General features: G+C 69.2%; 22 protein-coding genes. 11 read left to right on the top strand and 11 right to left on the bottom strand.

Going from position 1 to position 17,467, the window contains the following annotated elements:
* Positions 1-312: LapA family protein (locus AWC19_RS15335; protein ID WP_142281208.1), on the top strand; the 312-nt coding region annotated here is incomplete at its 5' end.
* Here the strand turns inward: AWC19_RS15335 and AWC19_RS15340 are convergent.
* A complete protein-coding gene (locus AWC19_RS15340; RefSeq protein ID WP_085078920.1) occupies positions 309-1,361 on the bottom strand; it encodes a phosphotransferase family protein in 1,053 nt (350 codons plus the stop codon). The genes AWC19_RS15335 and AWC19_RS15340 overlap by 4 nt on opposite strands.
* 32 nt (positions 1,362-1,393) lie before the next feature.
* Complete coding sequence (locus AWC19_RS15345) at positions 1,394-1,999, bottom strand: histidine phosphatase family protein (RefSeq protein WP_085078921.1); 606 nt, start codon at positions 1,997-1,999, stop codon at positions 1,394-1,396.
* 81 nt (positions 2,000-2,080) lie between these two features.
* On the opposite strand from AWC19_RS15345, the gene AWC19_RS15350 reads away from it, so the two are divergent.
* The 6 genes from AWC19_RS15350 to AWC19_RS15375 are packed head-to-tail and all read left to right on the top strand — an operon-like array spanning position 2,081 to position 7,491.
* Positions 2,081-2,752, top strand: coding sequence for a class I SAM-dependent methyltransferase (locus tag AWC19_RS15350; RefSeq protein ID WP_085078922.1), 672 nt, complete (start codon positions 2,081-2,083; stop codon positions 2,750-2,752).
* A gap of 50 nt (positions 2,753-2,802) precedes the next feature.
* Positions 2,803-3,846: a phosphotransferase family protein gene (locus AWC19_RS15355; RefSeq protein ID WP_085078923.1), complete on the top strand. Its 1,044-nt coding sequence runs from the start codon at positions 2,803-2,805 to the stop codon at positions 3,844-3,846.
* A 1-nt stretch (position 3,847) separates the two neighbouring features.
* A complete protein-coding gene (locus AWC19_RS15360) occupies positions 3,848-4,618 on the top strand; it encodes an SDR family NAD(P)-dependent oxidoreductase (protein WP_085078924.1) in 771 nt (256 codons plus the stop codon).
* A gap of 17 nt (positions 4,619-4,635) precedes the next feature.
* The gene (locus AWC19_RS15365; RefSeq protein WP_085078925.1) at positions 4,636-5,919 is read left to right on the top strand and encodes an acyl-CoA dehydrogenase family protein; all 1,284 of its coding nucleotides are present in this window, start codon (positions 4,636-4,638) and stop codon (positions 5,917-5,919) included.
* Positions 5,909-6,517, top strand: coding sequence for a TetR/AcrR family transcriptional regulator (locus tag AWC19_RS15370; RefSeq protein ID WP_085078926.1), 609 nt, complete (start codon positions 5,909-5,911; stop codon positions 6,515-6,517). The genes AWC19_RS15365 and AWC19_RS15370 overlap by 11 nt, the downstream gene beginning before the upstream one ends.
* Positions 6,517-7,491, top strand: coding sequence for an NADPH:quinone oxidoreductase family protein (locus AWC19_RS15375; protein WP_085078927.1), 975 nt, complete (start codon positions 6,517-6,519; stop codon positions 7,489-7,491). Before AWC19_RS15370 ends, AWC19_RS15375 begins: the two co-directional genes overlap by 1 nt.
* A 13-nt stretch (positions 7,492-7,504) precedes the next feature.
* Here the strand turns inward: AWC19_RS15375 and AWC19_RS15380 are convergent, their stop codons facing one another.
* The gene (locus AWC19_RS15380) at positions 7,505-9,385 is read right to left on the bottom strand and encodes an alkyl/aryl-sulfatase (RefSeq protein ID WP_085078928.1); all 1,881 of its coding nucleotides are present in this window, start codon (positions 9,383-9,385) and stop codon (positions 7,505-7,507) included.
* A gap of 136 nt (positions 9,386-9,521) precedes the next feature.
* Here AWC19_RS15380 and AWC19_RS15385 point away from each other — a divergent pair, with 136 nt between their 5' ends.
* Positions 9,522-9,989: a lipoprotein LpqH gene (locus AWC19_RS15385; RefSeq protein WP_085079010.1), complete on the top strand. Its 468-nt coding sequence runs from the start codon at positions 9,522-9,524 to the stop codon at positions 9,987-9,989.
* On the opposite strand, the gene AWC19_RS15390 is transcribed toward AWC19_RS15385, so the two are convergent.
* The 5 genes from AWC19_RS15390 to AWC19_RS15405 all read right to left on the bottom strand — a co-directional run bounded on the left by AWC19_RS15390 (position 9,986) and on the right by AWC19_RS15405 (position 13,253).
* Positions 9,986-11,494, bottom strand: coding sequence for a sensor histidine kinase (locus AWC19_RS15390; RefSeq protein ID WP_085078929.1), 1,509 nt, complete (start codon positions 11,492-11,494; stop codon positions 9,986-9,988). The two genes, AWC19_RS15385 and AWC19_RS15390, sit on opposite strands and share 4 nt — an antisense overlap.
* Positions 11,472-12,176, bottom strand: a complete 705-nt coding sequence (gene tcrX, locus AWC19_RS15395; protein ID WP_085079011.1) for a two-component system response regulator TcrX — start codon at positions 12,174-12,176, stop codon at positions 11,472-11,474. Before tcrX ends, AWC19_RS15390 begins: the two co-directional genes overlap by 23 nt.
* Positions 12,177-12,323: 147 nt before the next feature.
* Entirely contained in the window at positions 12,324-12,479 is a 156-nt protein-coding gene (locus AWC19_RS29895) for a DUF6131 family protein (protein WP_169718119.1), read from the bottom strand.
* Positions 12,480-12,502: 23 nt separating this feature from the next.
* Entirely contained in the window at positions 12,503-12,742 is a 240-nt protein-coding gene (locus AWC19_RS15400) for a hypothetical protein (RefSeq protein WP_085078930.1), read from the bottom strand.
* Positions 12,743-12,845: 103 nt separating this feature from the next.
* Positions 12,846-13,253 (bottom strand): MmcQ/YjbR family DNA-binding protein, encoded by a 408-nt coding sequence (locus AWC19_RS15405; protein WP_085078931.1) that lies wholly within the window; start codon positions 13,251-13,253, stop codon positions 12,846-12,848.
* A 93-nt stretch (positions 13,254-13,346) separates the two neighbouring features.
* Here AWC19_RS15405 and AWC19_RS15410 point away from each other — a divergent pair, with 93 nt between their 5' ends.
* A complete protein-coding gene (locus AWC19_RS15410; RefSeq protein WP_085078932.1) occupies positions 13,347-14,180 on the top strand; it encodes a glycoside hydrolase family 25 domain-containing protein in 834 nt (277 codons plus the stop codon).
* Positions 14,181-14,211: 31 nt separating this feature from the next.
* Here AWC19_RS15410 and AWC19_RS15415 read toward each other — a convergent pair whose 3' ends face one another.
* The gene (locus AWC19_RS15415) at positions 14,212-15,153 is read right to left on the bottom strand and encodes a class I SAM-dependent methyltransferase (protein WP_085079012.1); all 942 of its coding nucleotides are present in this window, start codon (positions 15,151-15,153) and stop codon (positions 14,212-14,214) included.
* A gap of 98 nt (positions 15,154-15,251) precedes the next feature.
* Here AWC19_RS15415 and AWC19_RS31205 point away from each other — a divergent pair, with 98 nt between their 5' ends.
* Both AWC19_RS31205 and AWC19_RS15420 read left to right on the top strand, forming a co-directional pair.
* Entirely contained in the window at positions 15,252-15,383 is a 132-nt protein-coding gene (locus AWC19_RS31205; protein WP_264072811.1) for a hypothetical protein, read from the top strand.
* A 38-nt stretch (positions 15,384-15,421) separates the two neighbouring features.
* Positions 15,422-16,420, top strand: a complete 999-nt coding sequence (locus tag AWC19_RS15420; RefSeq protein WP_085079013.1) for a phosphotransferase family protein — start codon at positions 15,422-15,424, stop codon at positions 16,418-16,420.
* Between the two features lie 185 nt (positions 16,421-16,605).
* On the opposite strand, the gene AWC19_RS30075 is transcribed toward AWC19_RS15420, so the two are convergent.
* Positions 16,606-17,028: a hypothetical protein gene (locus tag AWC19_RS30075; RefSeq protein ID WP_211284933.1), complete on the bottom strand. Its 423-nt coding sequence runs from the start codon at positions 17,026-17,028 to the stop codon at positions 16,606-16,608.
* Positions 17,025-17,357: a WhiB family transcriptional regulator gene (locus tag AWC19_RS15430; protein WP_085078934.1), complete on the bottom strand. Its 333-nt coding sequence runs from the start codon at positions 17,355-17,357 to the stop codon at positions 17,025-17,027. Before AWC19_RS15430 ends, AWC19_RS30075 begins: the two co-directional genes overlap by 4 nt.
* Positions 17,358-17,467: the final 110 nt, after the last annotated feature.

Consider the following 17,467-nt stretch of genomic DNA (forward strand, 5'->3'; position numbering starts at 1 on the left):
CCGCCTCCCCCGCCCCCGCCCGCTCCGCGCGGGAAATCCAAGGACCCGGCCATCGGGTTCACTCGCGCCGGCGCCCTGTGGTTGTTTCTGATCGCCGGGTTCCTGATCCTGATCTTGTTGCTGATCTTCATAGCCCAGAACACGACGTCGACCCCGATTACGTTCCTGGCCTGGCACTGGAGCCTGCCGCTGGGCGTGTCGATCCTGCTGGCGGCGGTGGTGGGCGGCCTGATCACCGTCGCCGCGGGCACCGCGCGGATCATTCAGCTGCGCCGCGCGGCCAAGAAGCGCCCCGCCGCGCGGCCGGTCTAACTCGGCAGTTTGGCCAGCTCGGCCAGCCCACGCGAGATCAGCGGGGCCACCACCTCGGGCTGCTGGTCCGACGTGTCGTCCTTGCCCTGAGCCAGCTCCGCCATCCGCCGCCGGAAGTCGATGCCGGCCGCGATGATGGCGAGCTTGAAGTACGCCAGCGCAATGTAGAACTCCCAGTGCGCCAGCGGCAGGCCGGCCACCAGCGAGTAGCGGTCCGCCAGCTCGTCGGCGGTCGGCACCAGCGGTGAGGTCCAGGCCGCCTGGGCGTTGACGATCAGGTCCAGCGCCGGGTCGCGGTACACGCACATCAGCGCCGCGTCGGAGAGCGGGTCGCCCAGCGTCGAAAGCTCCCAGTCCACCACGGCGCGCACCCGCGTCGGATCGTCGAGGTCCAGGATGGCGTTGTCGATCCGGTAATCGCCGTGCACGATCGAGGTGCGGCCCTGCTGCGGAATGGCTTGGCGCAGACCGGAATGCAGCCGCTCGACGTCGGCGTCGCGGGGGTCGTCGGGCAGCCGTACCAGCTCCCACTGCGAACCCCAGCGTCGCACCTGGCGCTCCAGATAGCCGCTGGGTTTGCCGAAGTCGGCCAGCCCCACCGCGTTCGGATCGATGCTGTGCAGCTCGACGAGCACCCGGATCAGCGAGTCGACGCAGCCGTCGATCACGGTGTGGCTGAACGCTTCGAGCTGCTGGCGCCGCCGCACCACCTGCCCCGCCACGAATTCGACGATCTGGAACGGCGCGCCCAGCACGGAATCGTCCTGGCACAGCGCGATCGCGCGCGCCACCGGCACCGGTGTGTCCTGCAGCGCGGCGACCACCTTGTACTCGCGCGCCATGTCGTGCGCCGACGGCGTCAGCCCGTGCAGCGGCGGGCGCCGCACCAGCCAGTCCGCCGCGTCGTCGTAGACCCGGAACGTCAGGTTCGAGCGGCCACCGGAGATGAACTCGGCCCGCAACTCGCCCTCGCGTTCGATGCCGAGCGAGCGCAGATACCGGTCCAGCGAGCCCAGGTCGAGCCCTTCGAGTCGGTCAGCGGAAGTCACCGGACTTGTTTACCACCGCGTACGGCGACCACTCACCGCTGGTTCCGCGGCAACAGGTCCCACACGTGCTCGGTGCAGTTGACGCCGGCCACGCTCGCCTGGCCAGACCGCGAGAACAACAACCGCGTCACCGAGGCGTAGTCGACGGGAAACGACAACAGCCGGGCGGTACCGAGGATCTCGTGCAGCAGCACGTTGATCACTCCGCCGTGGCTGAACACCGCGACGGTGTCCTGAGGGTCGGCGGCGCAGACCAGGTCGTCGACGGCGGCGCGGACGCGCGCACGAAACGCGTCCTCGTCGACCGCGCTGGGCAGGTGTCCCTGCGCGAGCCGCGCCCATTCCTCGGGCCGTTCCTCGCGGACCTGTTCCACGGGGATGTACAGCGGGAGGTCGCGGTCGTATTCGGCGAAGCGATCGTCGATCTCGACGGCAAGCCGCCGCGCCGCGGCCACCGGCGCGGCGGTCTGAACGGCGCGGCGCTGCGGGCTGCTCACCACCCGCGAGATGGGGAACCTGGCGAGCGCCTCGGGCAATCGCTCGACCTGCTGGCGCCCCTGCTCCGACAGCTCCGGGTCGGAGCCCTCGCCGTGTTCGCTGCGCAGCGGCAGCGCGTGCCGGACCAAAAGCACTTGCATCTTTGCTCCTGTCGTCATGGGGTGGTGGGAGCGTCGTTAACTCTCTACCGCACGCGTGCCGCTCGACCGGAAGGAGGACAGATGAGCCAACCGATCATGGACTGGGACGCCGCCTATCGACAGGACACCCCGCCCCCGTGGAGCATCGGCCGGCCGCAGCCCGAGCTGGCCGCGCTGATCGAGGACGGCAAGGTCCGAAGCGACGTGCTGGACGCCGGCTGCGGGCACGCCGCGCTGTCGCTGGAGCTGGCCGCGCGCGGCTACACGGTGGTCGGTCTGGATGCCAGCGCGGCGGCGGTCGCGGCCGCGGCGGCCGCGGCGGCCGAACGGGGACTGACGAGGGCGACCTTCGCGCAGGCCGACGTCACCGACTTCGGCGGGTATGACGGCCGCTTCTCCACCATCTTCGACAGCGGTTGCTTCCATGCGCTGCCGCCCGAGAAGCGCCAGGACTACCTGCGGTCGATCCTCCGCGCGGCCGCGCCGGGGGCCTCGCTGTACATCCTGGCGTTCGCCGCGGGGGCGCTGGGGCCCCAGAGCGCTGACCGCCCCGGCCCGCGCGGCTTTACCGAGACCGAGCTGCACGGCGCCGTCGCGCAGCTCTGGCACGTCGACGACCTGCGTCCCGCCAAGCTGTACGGCAACGCCGGTGCGCTCGCGGCCGCCGGTGAGCCCTTGCCCGACGTCGAACGCGACGACAAAGGCCACTTCATGGCCCCGGGCTTCCTCCTCAGCGCGCACAAGCCCACCTAGACAGCCCGCCAGAGAATGCTATTCTCCACGGGGAGATTGGGGTGTGCACAATGACGAGTCTCGGCGAAACGCAGTTGGAGGCGGACGTCCTCGCCCGCTGGCTCGATGCGCGCGGCGCCCCGGGCGGCGGCGAACAACCGGTTCTCCGGCAGCTGAAGGGCGGGTCGCAGAACACCCTCTATCTGATCGAGCGGGGCGGCGAACGCATGGTGCTCCGCATGCCCGGCGCCCGCGCCGACGCCGCCCGCATCGACGGGCTGCTGCGCGAGATCCGGCTGGTGCGCGCGCTGTCAGGCACCGACGTGCCACACGCGGCGCTGATCGCCGCCGACGACACGGGCGACGTGCTGGGCCTGCCGTTCTACGTGATGCAGGCGATCGACGGGTGGAGCCCGATGGACGGCGGGTGGCAGGCGCCGTTCGACGCCGACCTGGCGGCGCGCCGCGGGCTGGCGTTCCAATTGGTCGAGGGCGCGGCGAAGCTGGGCCGGGTGGACTGGCGCGGTCAAGGCCTGGAGGGGTTCGGTCGGCCCGACGGGTTCCACGAGCGACAGGTCGACCGCTGGCTGAAGTTCCTCGACGCCTATCGGGTGCGCGAACTGCCCGGCCTGCACGAGGCCGCCGACTGGCTGCGCAACAACCGGCCGGCGCGCTACCGGCCCGGCATCATGCACGGCGACTACCAGTTCGCCAACGTGATGTTCGCCCACGGCGCGCCGGCGCGCTTGGCCGCGATCGTCGACTGGGAGATGACGACGGTCGGCGACCCCCTGCTGGACCTCGCGTGGGCCCTGCTGGGTTACGACGGCGAGGAGCCCCGCGCCGACGGGTTCTATCTCGACATGCGCGGGATGCCGACCCGCAGCGAGCTGCTCGAGCACTACGAGAAGTTCAGCGGGCTTTCCACCGAGAACATCGACTACTACCTGGTGCTGGCCAACTGGAAGCTGGGGATCGTGCTGGAGAAGACGTATGCGGCCGGGGTGCGCACCCAGAAGGTGGACCCCAAGCTCACCGAGACCTTCGGGGCGATGATCCCGCAGCTGATCGCCACGGCCGCCGAGCTGGCCCGGTCGCAGCCCAAGGCACGCTGAAATGGGCGCTGAAAAGGGGTACGCCGACCAGCTTTTCGACCTGACCGATCGGGTAGTGCTGATCACCGGCGGCAGCCGCGGCCTGGGCCGCGAGATGGCGTTCGCCGCCGCGCGCTGCGGCGCCGACGTGGTGATCGCCAGCCGCAACTTCGACAACTGCGTGTCCACCGCCAAAAAGATCGAGGCCGAGACGGGCCGCGCGGCCATGCCGTATCAGGTGCACGTGGGCCGCTGGGATCAGCTCGACGGACTGGTCGACGCGACGTACGCGCGCTTCGGCAAGGTGGACACGTTGATCAACAACGCGGGCATGTCGCCGCTGTACGACAAGCTGACCGACGTCACCGAGAAGCTGTTCGACGCGGTGGTCAACCTGAACCTCAAGGGCCCGTTCCGGTTGTCGGCGTTGATCGGCGAGCGGATGGTGGCCGCCGGCCGCGGCGCGATCATCAACGTGAGCTCGACCGGCTCGCTGCGGCCCAACGGCGGCATCATTCCCTACGCCGCGGCCAAGGCCGGGCTCAACGCCATGACCGAGGGGCTGGCGCAGGCCCTGGGGCCGACCGTTCGGGTCAACACGCTGATGGCCGGCCCCTACCTGACCGACGTGAGCAAGTCCTGGAACCTGGGCGACGGCGACAACTTCGGGCATCTTTTTTTGAAGCGCGCCGGAGACCCGCGGGAAATCGTCGGCGCCGCCCTGTTTTTGGCGTCCGACGCGTCCAGCTTCACCACCGGCTCCATCCTGCGGGCCGATGGCGGGATCCCCTGACAGCTAGGAGTATTCGAATGCCTTGGGACTTTTCCACCGAACCGGAGTTCGAGAAGAAGCTCGACTGGATCCGCGAGTTCGTGCGCGAGGAGGTGGAGCCCCTCGAGGTGCTGTTCCCGGGCTGTGAGTTCCTGCCGCTCAACGACGAGCGGCGCCGCATCGTCGACCCGCTCAAACAGCAGGTGCGCGAGCAGGGATTGTGGGCGCCGCATTTGGGCCCCGAGCTGGGCGGGCAGGGCTTCGGGGCGGTCAAGCTGACGTTGATCAACGAGATCCTGGGCCGCAGCCCGTGGGCGCCCATCGTGTTCGGAACGCAGGCGCCCGATACCGGCAACGCCGAGATCATCGCGCGGTTCGGCACCCAGGAACAGAAGGACCGCTACCTGTCCGGCCTGTTGTCGGGCGAGATCTTCTCGTGCTTCTCGATGACCGAGCCGCAGGGCGGCGCCGACCCGCGGGTCTTCACCACCCGGGCGGTGCGCGACGGTGACGATTGGGTGATTACCGGTCGAAAGTACTTCTCCTCCAACGCTTCCGTCGCGTCGTTCTTCATCGTCGTGGCGATCACCGATCCCGACGTGCCGGTGCATCGCGGCGCATCGACGTTTTTGGTTCCCGCCGAAACCCCGGGACTGATTCTGGAAGCCAACCACCACCTGGTCGGCGCGGCCCCGCACGAGCCGGGTCATTCGCTGGTGCGCTACGACGGGGTGCGGGTGGGCGCCGACGCCCTGCTCGGCGAGCCCGGGCAGGGCTTTCTGATCCTGCAGACCCGGCTGGCCGGCGGCCGGCTGCATCACGCGATGCGCTCCATCGGGATGGCCCAGCGCGCCGTGGAGATGATGTCGCGGCGCGCGAAAAGCCGCTTCACCCAAGGCAGTTCGCTGGCCGACAAGCAGCTGGTGCAGGAGTTCGTCGCCGACTCCTACACCGAGTTGGTCCCGTTCCGCCTCACCGTGCTGCACGCCGCGTGGCTGATCGACAACGGCGACGAGCAGGCCGCGCGCACGGAGATCGCCGCCTGCAAGATCCTGGCCTCGCAGGTCCTCAAATCCATTGCGATGCGCGCGATCCAGGTGCACGGCGCGCTCGGGCTCACCGATCAGCTGCCGCTGGTCAACGTGCTGCTCGGCGGCATCGCGCTGGGCCTGGCCGACGGTCCCACCGAGGCGCACAAGGTCAACCTGGCCCGGATGCTGCTCAAGGGTTACGACGCCGAAGAGGGCGACTGGCCGTGCGAAATGCTGGACGTTCGCCGCGAAGCGGCCCGGGCCAAGTACGGCGACCTCGTTGGCCAGTAGGGTGGCGGCGGCCGTCGAGCGGGCGCTCGACGAACGCCAGCGCGAGGCCACCGAGGAGGTGGAGCGCATCCTGGCGGCCGCGGTGCGGGTGATGGAACGGGTGGCGCCCGAGGCGCCGCGCGTCAGCGACATCGTTGCCGAGGCCGGCTCGTCGAACAAGGCGTTCTACCGTTATTTCGCCGGCAAGGACGACCTCATCCTGGCCGTCATGGAACGCGGGGTGGCGATCGTGGAGTCCTACCTTCGGCACCAGCTGGCCAAGGAATCCAAGCCGCGCGACAAGATCGCGCGCTGGATCGAGGGCACCCTGGCACAGGTCGCCGACCCGCACCTGATCACCAAGACCCGCGCGGCCGCCGGGCAGATGTCACCGGCCAACTGGCGCGCGGCCGACCACGAAATGATGCGGCCGCTGCGCGATCTGCTGATCGAACCGGTCACCGAGCTGGGCAGCGCCGACGTCGAGCGCGACGTCGAGGCGGTGTTCTGCTGCACGGCGGCGACCATGGGGCGCTACATGAATTCGACCGACCGGCCCGGTCCCGACGACATCGCCCACGTGGTGCGGTTCTGCCTGAACGGGCTGGGGGTCGACTGATGCGTGCCGCCGTCTGCCGGTCCTACGGCGCGCCGGAAGACCTGGTCATCGACGACGTGGCCGAGCCTGTCCCCGGCCCCGGCCAGGTGGTGGTCGGGGTGCGCGCGGCGGCGGTCAACTTCCCCGACGTGCTGTTGATCGCCGGCAAGTACCAGGTCAAGATTCCGGTACCGTTCGTCCCGGGCAGTGAACTGGCCGGCGAGGTGGTGGCCGTCGGCGACGGCGCGCCGTTTCGCCCGGGGCAGCGGGTCTTCGCGACCACGCCGACCGGGGCGTTCGCCGAGCGGGCCCTGCTCCATGCGTCGTCGGTGGCGCCGATACCCGACGGCGCCGACTTCGCCTCGGCCGCGGCGTTCGGCGTCACCTACCGCACCGCCTATCACGCGCTGCGGTCGATCGCCGAAGTGGCGCAAGGCGATTGGGTGGTGGTGCTGGGCGCAGCCGGCGGTGTCGGGCTGGCGGCCGTCGACCTCGCGGTGGCCATGAACGCCCGGGTACTGGCGGCCGCATCCAGCCCCGAAAAGCTCGAGCTGTGCCGCCGGCGCGGCGCCGAGGCCACCGTCGACTACGACCGCGAGGACCTCAAGGCCCGCATCCGCGAGCTCACCGGCGACGCCGCCCGGGTGGTCCTCGACCCGGTCGGCGGCGGCTACTCGGAGCCCGCGCTGCGTGGGCTCGCCCGCGGCGGGACCTTCGTCACGCTCGGCTACGCCTCGGGCGCCATCCCGTCCATACCGCTGAATCTCGTTCTGCTCAAAGGGATTGCGATCCGCGGCATGGAGATCCGCACCTTCATGGGCGATCGGCCCGACGACGCCGCGCGCGACATGGCCGAGCTGGAGCGGATGTTCGCCGCCGGCACGATCCGGCCCTACATCGGCGCGCGGTTCCCGCTCACCGAGACCGCGGCCGCGCTGCGCCACGTGGCCGAGCGCAAGGTGTTGGGCAAGGTGGTCATCGACGTGGCGCCTTAGCCCGCGAAGAAAGCTACGGCGTGACGATGTTGAAGTTGGGGTCGGGCTGGTCGAGCGCACCGAGGAACGCCTGCAGGGCCGACACGTCACCGGATATCGTGAGCCCGGGCGAGCTGAAGTCGCCCATCGCCACCCCGAGCAGCCGAATCTTGTTGTCCAGCGTGACGGTAACGGTCGCCGTGGCGGGGTCGGCGGCCACCTTGCGGTAGACGAGCACGTCGTTGCGCAGGGTGAGGCGGTAGTTCGTCGCCGCGTCGGCGAAGGTGATGTCGGTGGCGACGTCGAGGTCCCAGCTGCGCGGCCCGTCGACCCGGATGGCCAGGCTGTCGAAGATCTGCTCCGGCGTCAGCTGGGCGAGCATCGACATCGACGTGGTGGTGGTCGCGGTGCCGAAGTTGCCGTCGCGCAACTCGGTGGCGCCGCTCAAAAAGAAGTTGCGCCAGATCGCGTTCTCGGCGCCGTAGGCCAGTTGCTCAAAGGTGTCGGCGTACAGCGCGCGGGCGGCGCCGTGCTCGCTGTCGGTGAAGATTGCGTGATCCAATAGCGTTGCCGCCCAACGGAAGTCGCCGCTGTCGAAGGCCGCCTGGGCCAGCTCGACGACCCGGTCGATCCCGCCCATCGCCTCGACGTACCGCGGCGCGAGCGCCTCGGGGGGATGGGGCCACAGCCGGGCCGGGTTGCCGTCGAACCACCCCATGTAGCGCTGGTAGACCGCCTTGACGTTGTGGCTGACCGACCCGTAGTAGCCGTGGGTGTGCCAGGCCCGCTCCAGCGCCGGCGGCATTTGGAACATCTCGGCGATCTCTTCCCCGGTGTAGCCCCGGTTGAGCAGCCGGAGCGTCTGGTCGTGCAGGTAGGCGTACAGGTCGCGTTGCAGCGAAAGGTATTCCACGATGTTGTCGCGGCCCCAGGTCGGCCAGTGATGGGAGGCGAACACCACGTCGGCGCGGCCGGCGAAGGTGTCGATGGCCTCGGTGAGGTAGCCGGACCAGGCGTGCGGGTCGCGCACCAGCGCGCCGCGCAGGGTCAACAGGTTGTGCAGGTTGTGGGTGGCGTTCTCGGCCATGCACAGCGCGCGGAATCGCGGGAAGTAGAAATGCATTTCGGCGGGGGCCTCGGTGCCGGGCGCCATCTGGAACTCGATCTCTACCCCGTCGATGGTGTGCGTCTCACCGGTCCGCCCGATGACGACGGTCGGGACGATGACGGCCACCTCACCGGTCGACGTGGCCTGGCCCAGCCCGCAGCCGACATGGCCCCGCGGCCCGCGGGCGAGCAGCGTGCCGTACATGTAGGTGGCCCGGCGCGTCATCGCCGGGCCGGCATAGACGTTCTCCTGCACGGCGTGCTCGATGAAGCCTTCGGGCGCCAACACGGCCACCGCGCCGCTGTCCACCTCGGCCTGCGAGGTCACGCCCAGCACGCCGCCGAAATGGTCGACGTGGCTGTGGGTGTAGATCACCGCGACCACGGGACGCTCGCCGCCGCGGTGGGCGCGATACAGGGCCAGCGCCGCCGCGGCGACCTCGGTCGAGATCAGCGGATCGATGACGATGACGCCGGCGTCGCCCTCGACGAAGGTGATGTTCGAAAGGTCCAAACCGCGGACCTGGTAGATCCCCGGCACCACTTCGTAGAGGCCGTGCTTGGCCGTCAGGGTCGACTGCCGCCACAGGCTCGGGTGCACCGACGGCGGCGCGGCGCCGCCCAGGAAGGAATAGGCGTCGTTGTCCCAGACGACGCGGCCGTCGGCCGCGGTGACGACGCACGGGGACAGGGCCGCGATGAACCCGCGGTCGGCGTCGTCGAAATCCGCCGTGTCGTCAAGCGGCAGGACGTGGTCGCGATGGGCGGCCTCGATGACCGCGGTGGGAGGTTTGGGTTGCACCGGCAATAGCTTGCCACCGTGCGCCTCTTCGGCGTTCGGAAAGAATTTTCATCGAACCTCTCGTACGCGGCCCGGCAAACACGCATACTGCCTGGACGGCCTTCGATGCCGAGGGCCGCAACAATTGGGCAAAGGAGAACAGGTGAAGCGTGGACTGACTGTCGCCGCGGCTGGAGCGGCGATTCTGGTTGCCGGGCTATCGGGGTGTTCGGGCAACAAGTCGAACGGCATCTCGACCTCGGTGCCGGGAGGCGCCGTCTCGGCCGGCGGCAACAACTCGTCGAAGGTGATCATTGACGGCAAGGACCAGAACGTTCAGGGCACCACTGTCTGCACCAAAGCCGGCGGCAACATCACCATCGCGGTCGGCGGGAACACGACCGGGATCAGCGTCGTGCTCGCCGACGCCAGCCCGCCCACCGTGAAGGCGGTCCAACTCGGCGACGTCAACGGCGTGACCCTGCAGTACGCGCAGGGCGGTCAGGGCAACGCCTCGGCCACCAAGGACGGCAACACCTACAAGGTCACCGGCAATGCCACCGGCACCGACATGGCCAACCCGACGCAGCAGGTGAACAAGCCGTTCGAGATCGACGCGACCTGCAACTAACCCGGTGACGACGCGGGCGGTTGCCACCCGTCGAGTGGCAACCGCACCGTGAACTCGGTATGGCCGGGTGAGCTGTTCACGGTGATCGTCCCGTTGTGCGCCCGGACGACGGCGGAGACGATCGCCAGGCCCAGCCCGGTGCTGCCGCCCTTGCGGGAACGCGAGGAATCGCCGCGGGCGAAGCGCTCGAAGACCTCGGACTGCAGCGCCGGAGGAATGCCGGGCCCGTTGTCGATCACCTGCAGCACGCTGTGCGTCGGCTCGGTGCTCAGCCGGGTCGTCACGACGGTGCCGGCGGCGGTGTGCACCCGGGCGTTGGCGAGCAGGTTGGTCAGCACCTGGTGCAGCCGCGCCGCATCGCCGGTGACGACGACGGGCTCCTCGGGCAGGTCGAGTTCCCATTGATGGTCGGGCCCCGCGACGTGGGCGTCGCTGACCGCGTCCACCGCCAGCCGCGACAGGTCCACGGGTTCGCGCTCCAGCGGCCGGCCGGAGTCCAGGCGGGCCAGTAACAGCAGGTCCTCGACGAGGCGGGTGATGCGCTGGGTCTCGGACGCCACCCGGCTCATCGCGTGGGCCACGGCTTCGCGGTCGTCGCCCATCCGTTGCGTGAGTTCGGTGTAGCCGCGGATGGCGGCGAGCGGGGTTCGCAATTCGTGGCTGGCGTCGGCGACGAATTGGCGGACCCGGGTTTCGCTCGCCTGCCGCGCCGACAGCGCGGCCGCGATGTGGTCGAGCATCCGGTTGAGCGCCGACCCGAGCTGGCCGACCTCGGTGGACGGGTTCGCGTCGGATTCGGGCACCCGCACGGGCAGTTCGACCTCGCCGCGGTCGAGCGGCAATTCGACCACCTGGCTTGCGGTTTGGGCGACGCGACGCAGCGGCGCGAGCGCGCGCCGGATGATGACGATGCCGGCGGTCGTCGCCGCGGCGAGCGCGATCACGGTGACGATCCCGAGGATGACCAGCATCCGGATCATCGTGGCGTCGACGTTGGCCATCGACAGGCCGGTGACGATGACGTCGCCGCCGCTGCGGCTCGGGGCGGCGACCACCCGGTAACGACCCAGGGCGTCGAGGTTCACCGTCTGCGGCGTACGGCTGCCGGCGATGCGTTCCAGTTGATCCTGGGCGGTCTGCGTCAGCGCCGCCCGGGAACCGGAGCTCGTCAGGTAGCCGGCGTCGACCGCCTGGCCGTTGCTGATCACCGCGGCCACCATGCCGGCGGGCTGGCCCGGGGCGTCGAGGAAACGGGGACCCGGCCCCGGCCGGGGATAGAAGTGGTGCCAGCCCGGCCGTTTCGGTTCGGGGTACATAAGCGCCGAGCGGTACGACGTGCCGGCGAGTTGCCCGTCGAGCTGCGCGACCAGGTGATGCAGCAGCGCCAGCTCGGTCGCCGCGGTGATGCCCACGCAGACGGCCGCCAGCACGACGATCTGCCCGACCAGCAGCCGCAGCCGAAGGGACCAGACTCGCCGTGTCTTAGCGGGCCGGCTTGAGGACATAGCCCGCGCCGCGCAGCGTATGAATCATCGGTTCGCGCCCGTTGTCGATCTTCTTGCGCAGGTAGGAAATGTAGAGCTCGACGATGTTGGAGCGTCCGCCGAAGTCGTAACTCCACACCCGGTCCAGGATCTGGGCCTTGCTCAGCACCCGCTTGGAGTTGCGCATCATGAACCGAAGCAGCTCAAACTCGGTGGAGGTCAACGAGATCGGCTCGCCGGCGCGTGTCACCTCGTGACTGTCCTCGTCGAGCACCAGGTCCCCGACCACCAGCTGCGCCCCGCTGTCCACCGTCGTCACCCCGGTGCGACGCAGCAGCGCGCGCAACCGCAGCACCACCTCTTCGATGCTGAACGGTTTGGTCACGTAGTCGTCGCCGCCCGCGGTCAACCCGGCGATCCGGTCTTCCACCGCGTCCTTGGCCGTCAGCAATAGCACCGGCAGCTGCGGGTTCTCCTCGCGAAGCTTGTGCAGCACGTCGAGCCCGCTCATGTCGGGCAGCATCACGTCGAGAACGACCACGTCGGGGCGCTGGGTGCGGGCCGCCGCGATGGCCGCCGCTCCGTCTCCGGCGGTGGAGATGTTCCAGCCCTCGTACCGCAATGCCATGGACACCATTTCGGCCAATACCGCTTCGTCATCGACGACGAGCACGTTGATGGGGTTGCCGTCGGCGCGGCACATGACCACCCGCTCGACCGAGGCTCGGGACTGCGTCACACGTTCTAGTATCCGCAGCCGACTGAGCCGACGCTATGGCGTTGCTTTGCGTGTCCTGTGAAAAGAGCGCGTGACCGCCGAGCAGTCACGCGACCCCGTTGCGGCCGATGCCTAATACCAATAACGCCTGCCGGCGACCGGGCGGCCCACCGAACCCATGATCCACAGCACCGCGCCGATGACGAGCAGGACGATGCCGAGCACCCATAACAGGTGAATGCCGAAGATAAATCCGAGAACAAGTAGGACAATTCCTAAGATGATCATTTCGACTTCCTTTTTGTGAGGGGTTAGAGGTTGATTGCGTGCATTGAACTGGGCTTCGGGACGCGGCAATCCTTGACTTTCGGATTAACCCCCGCGTAGTTCAATGGACCCGCGACGACTGTCAACGCGATGTTTCCCGCAGTGACACAATCCGTTGACCCGCCCTTGAAGTAGTCGCGCTGGTACGCCGCGAAAACTCCGATGAGCAACCACACCAGGACAACCGCGCCGATCACTCCGCGACCACGCATGGTGACCTCCATTGTGTTCGAGAAAATTTCCCGTGGGCCTAGCGTTACCCCTTCGACTCGTGCCTAAACATCGTTGATGCCTACCGGGGCGCGCCCGGTTGAATAGACCGCGACGCTAAGAATGGTCGGCGAGCCACTTGTCGGCGCGCCTCTTCGACGCCCGCGACAGCCACGCATCCTGGATCAGTTCGGTCAATTCGGTGGTGGTGATCTCGGGCAACCGGCTCGCCCGCACCAACACCGAGGGGTGCCCGTCGAAACGGCTCGTGGTGAAGAACGGCGAGCTCGGATCCTGGACGAGCGCCAGCTTGTCGCTTTCGGACTCCACCCAGAGCATGATCACGTCGGCGTAGCGTTCGCCGGTGGGGTCGACCGCGTCGGGCTGCGGAGTACGGAAGAACACGAACGACTTCCCGCCCACCTGGTAGATCGAGTTGCCCTTCGGGCCTTCCAGACGCGCGACGTGCGGCATCGACGCGGCGATTCGATGCACGTCATCAACCCGGGCCGGCCGATCAGCCATGGCCGCGACACTACCGGCGCGCCGACGCCATCGGGCCGTCGGCCCAGATCGGTAGCATGGCGAGTGACGTTGCGGTAAAGGGGGATTGACGCGATGACGGACACACTGTTCGCCGACGTCTCGGAATTCCAAGTCCCCGTGGATGACTCGTACCCGTACCAGGTGCTTTCCATCCGGGTGTGCGACGGTACTTATCAAGATCACAACTTCGCGGCCAACTACGCGTGGATGCGCCGCGCGTTGGACAGCGGACGGCTGACGTTCGGGATCGTGTACACCTACGCGCGCCCCAACTGGTCGGCGAATGCCGACACCGTGCGCTCGATGATCGACGCGGCCGGCGGCCTGCACCCACGGGTGGCGCTGATGCTCGACGTCGAAGCGGGCGGCAACCCGCCGGGTGACGGATCGAGCTGGATCAACAGCCTGTACTGGAACCTGGCCGACTACGCCGGCTCGCCCGCGCGAATCATCGGGTACGCCAACGCATATGACTTCTCGACCATGTGGCGGACGCGTCCGCAGGGTTTGCGGGTCATCGGGGCCGGGTACGGGTCCAACCCGAACCTTCCCGGCCAGGTCGCACACCAGTACACCGACGGGACCGGCTACAGCCCCAACCTGCCGCAGGGGTGTCCACCGTTCGGCAGGTGCGACATGAATTCCGCCGACGGGCTCACACCGCAAGAATTCGCCGCCGCCTGCGGCATCACGACGAACGGAGGATGGCTGATGGCGCTCACCGACGACGAGCAGGCCGAGCTGCTGAGCAAGGTCCGCGACATCTGGGACCAGCTGCGCGGTCCCGACGGCGCCGGCTGGCCGCAGCTCGGCCAGAACAGCCAGGGCCAGAACCTCACGCCGGTCGACGCGATCGCGGCGATCAAGAACGACGTCGAAAGCCTGCAATCGCCGGCTGGCGGCTAGCGCCCCCGAAATCGCCTGCGGCGCATGCCGATCAGCGTCGCCGCTGCGCGGACACGTAGAGGGTTGGCGGCATCGCGGTGTCGGCGCCCTGCGGGATGCTGCGGTCGTATCGGGCCATCAGCTCCGCAAACGTCGCCGTCGAGACGTCCCAGCCGTGCTCGCGCAGCCAGCCGTCGACCGCCCGGCGTTCCTCGGGATACCACAGGTCGTCGAAATCGGTGATCTCGGCGTCCACCAGCCTGGCCGCCGCGGCCCGCATCCGCTGCATGTCCTCGCGCTGGCGCCGCACCAGCTCGGGGTCGGCGAAGCCCTCGCCGGGCACGTTCGAGGCCAGCCAGCTTCCGGGCGCGCTGAGCTCATGGATGCGCTCGAACAATAGGTCCTGGGCCTGCGCCGGCAGGTATCTGACCAGCCCCTCGGCCGACCAGACCGCGGGTTGCGATGCGTCGAACCCCGCGTCTCGCAGCGCCTTTGGCCAATCCTGGCGCAAATCGATCGCCACGTTGATCAGCCGCGCCCGGGGCCGGGCGCCGTGCTCGCGCAAGGTATCGGATTTGAATTCCAGCACCTTGGGCTGGTCCAGCTCGTAGACGACGGTGCCGTCGGGCCACGGCAGGCGCCAGGTGCGCGCATCCAGCCCGGCCGCCAGGATCACCACCTGCCTAACGCCGGCGTCGGCGGCGCCAAGGAAGAACTCGTCGAAAAACGCTGTACGCGTGGCCATGAAGTCGATCATCAGCTGCAAGCGGTCCCGCACCTCCGGTTCCAGCTCGACCGCCTTGGCCATCAGCTTCGGGTCGGCGTAGATGCTCCACATCCCCTGGCCGGCGGCGTCGACGAACACACGCGCGAAGGGGTCGTTGATGAGCGGGTTGGCGCTCTCGGTCTCGGCGGCGCGCGCCGCGGCGACGCCCAGCGCGGTGGCCCCCACGCTTTGGGTGATCTCCCAGGAATCGTTGTCGGTACGCGGCATCGCCATCCTCCCAGCCCGGCATCAGTTAGTTATGCAGACTATTGTTCCACCTTCGGCGGGCCCGCCGCCGCTCGCCGCCCCTGACCTAGGCTGCTGGCATGACGCGCACGCCGCAAGAAGTGTCTGCCCACCGCGGGAACCGGGTCGACGACGGTGTCGACGCCTTCGTGTTGCGCGACGCCGTGAGCAGCGCTCAGAGCATCCACCACACCCCGCGGCGCGAGGGCTGAGGGTGGACCACGTCAACCTCGAGGCGGTCGCCGACTGGATGTCCGCGCACGGCCTCGGTGAGGGGCCGCTCGAGGACGTCTCCCCCGTCACCGGCGGAACGCAGAACGTCATGCTGCGCTTCACCCGGTCCGGCCGTCCCTATGTGCTGCGGCGCGGGCCCCGGCATCTGCGGCCACGCAGCAACAGCGTGATCCTGCGGGAAACGAAAGTGCTTGCGGCGCTGGCCGGCTCGGACGTGCCGCACCCGGACCTGATCGCCACCTGCGACGACCCCAAAGTGCTCGGCGACGCGGTGTTCTACCTGATGGAGCCCGTCGACGGGTTCAATGCCGGCGAGGGGCTGCCGCCCCTGCACGCCGGCGACGCGGGCGTGCGGTTCCAGATGGGACTGTCGATGGCCGACGCGCTGGCCAAGCTGGGCGCCGTCGACCACGTCGCCGTGGGCCTGGCCGACTTCGGCAAGCCGGAGGGCTTTTTGGAACGCCAAGTGCCGCGCTGGCTTTCCGAGCTGGATTCCTATCGCGAGTACGAGAACTACCCGGGCCCTGACATCCCCGGGGTCGAGCGGGTGGCGGCCTGGCTGGAGCGCCGCCGGCCGACGGCCTGGCAACCCGGCATCATGCACGGCGACTACCACGCCGCCAACGTGATGTTCTCCCGCACCGGCCCGGAGGTGGTCGCGATCGTCGACTGGGAGATGTGCACCATCGGCGACCCGCTGCTGGACCTGGGCTGGCTGCTGGCCACGTGGCGCCAGCCCGACGGGTCCGCCGTTTTCAGCCACGCGCTGGGCGGTCAGGACGGGCTGGCCAGCACCGACGACCTGTTCGCGCGGTACGCCGCCAATACCACCCGCGACCTGTCGCACATCACCTGGTACACGGTGCTGGCCTGCTTCAAGCTCGGCATCGTCATCGAGGGCACCCTGGCCCGAGCCTGCGCGGGCAAGGCCGAAAAGGCGGTCGGCGACCAGTTGCACGCGGCCACGGTGCACCTGTTCGAGCGGGCGCTCAGGATGATCGACGCGGCGCCATGAGCGGCCGACTTAGCTTGGCACCTCGGCGAACAACCAGCGCGGCCAGGTAGCCGTCGCCTTCGGGCAGGCGCGGTCCCGCCGTGGCGTCGTCGCTTGTGGCCGGTGCGCCGCGCCTCTGCGGCCGCCGCATAGAATCCACTATTAATATCTGCCCTCGTGCCGCCCTACCCGGAAAACCCCGACTTCTACTCCGAGCCGACCCAAGCCGCGTACGGCGGGTACGGGTATGAACCGGCGCCGGAGCCCCCCGAACCGCCGACCCCGTGGTATCGGCGCCCGTTCGCGCTGGTCGCGGCCGGCGCGCTTGGGGTGATCCTGCTCGGCCTCGCGGCATACGCGGTGGTCAAGCTGGTCTCGGGTGCACCGTCGCCGGCTCCCGCCCCCGCCACGACCACGACGCCGGCTCCGACGACCACGACGACGGCGCCCGCCGCGCCGACCCGCCACCACAGCGGCGGAGGCGGCGGCCAGCCGACCCAGACGGTGACGGAGACGGCCCCGCCGCCAAGCTCGGACACCCCGACGACGACCGTGCCGCCGAGCACCGACACTCCCACCACGACCGTCCCGCCGAGCACCGAGACCAGCACGGTCACCCAGACCGTCACGATTCCACCGCGTCGGCCCTTCCAACCGCGCCCGTAGCCGCGCGCCGGCGAGGCCCGACGGGATAGCCACCCCGTTCGGCCAGCGACCGCAGCTGTCGCAGCGCGAACCTGCGGCGACGCCCCGACTCCGGGATCACGACCCCGGCCCACAGCCCCTCGGCCGCCGGCGTCAGGCAGGCATCCCGCGCGCACTGCCAGCGCCGGGGGCAGGCGCGGCACAGCGCGACGGCCTCGGCGTCGGGCTCGGTGGTCGTCCACCGATCCGGCTCGCCGGTGCACGCCGGGGCATCGTCCGGCTCCGAGCGCGGTACCACCGCCCATGCGGTCATCGCTTTCCTCCACTCTGGCACAGGCCTCACGAATGCAACGACTCTAACCGCAGCAGAGCCGTAGCGCAACGGATAAATCGTTGCCCCCGCGCCGGGTGGGACGGCGGGTG

The organism is Mycobacterium palustre (assembly GCF_002101785.1).
In the GTDB taxonomy this organism is placed as follows: domain Bacteria; phylum Actinomycetota; class Actinomycetes; order Mycobacteriales; family Mycobacteriaceae; genus Mycobacterium; species Mycobacterium palustre.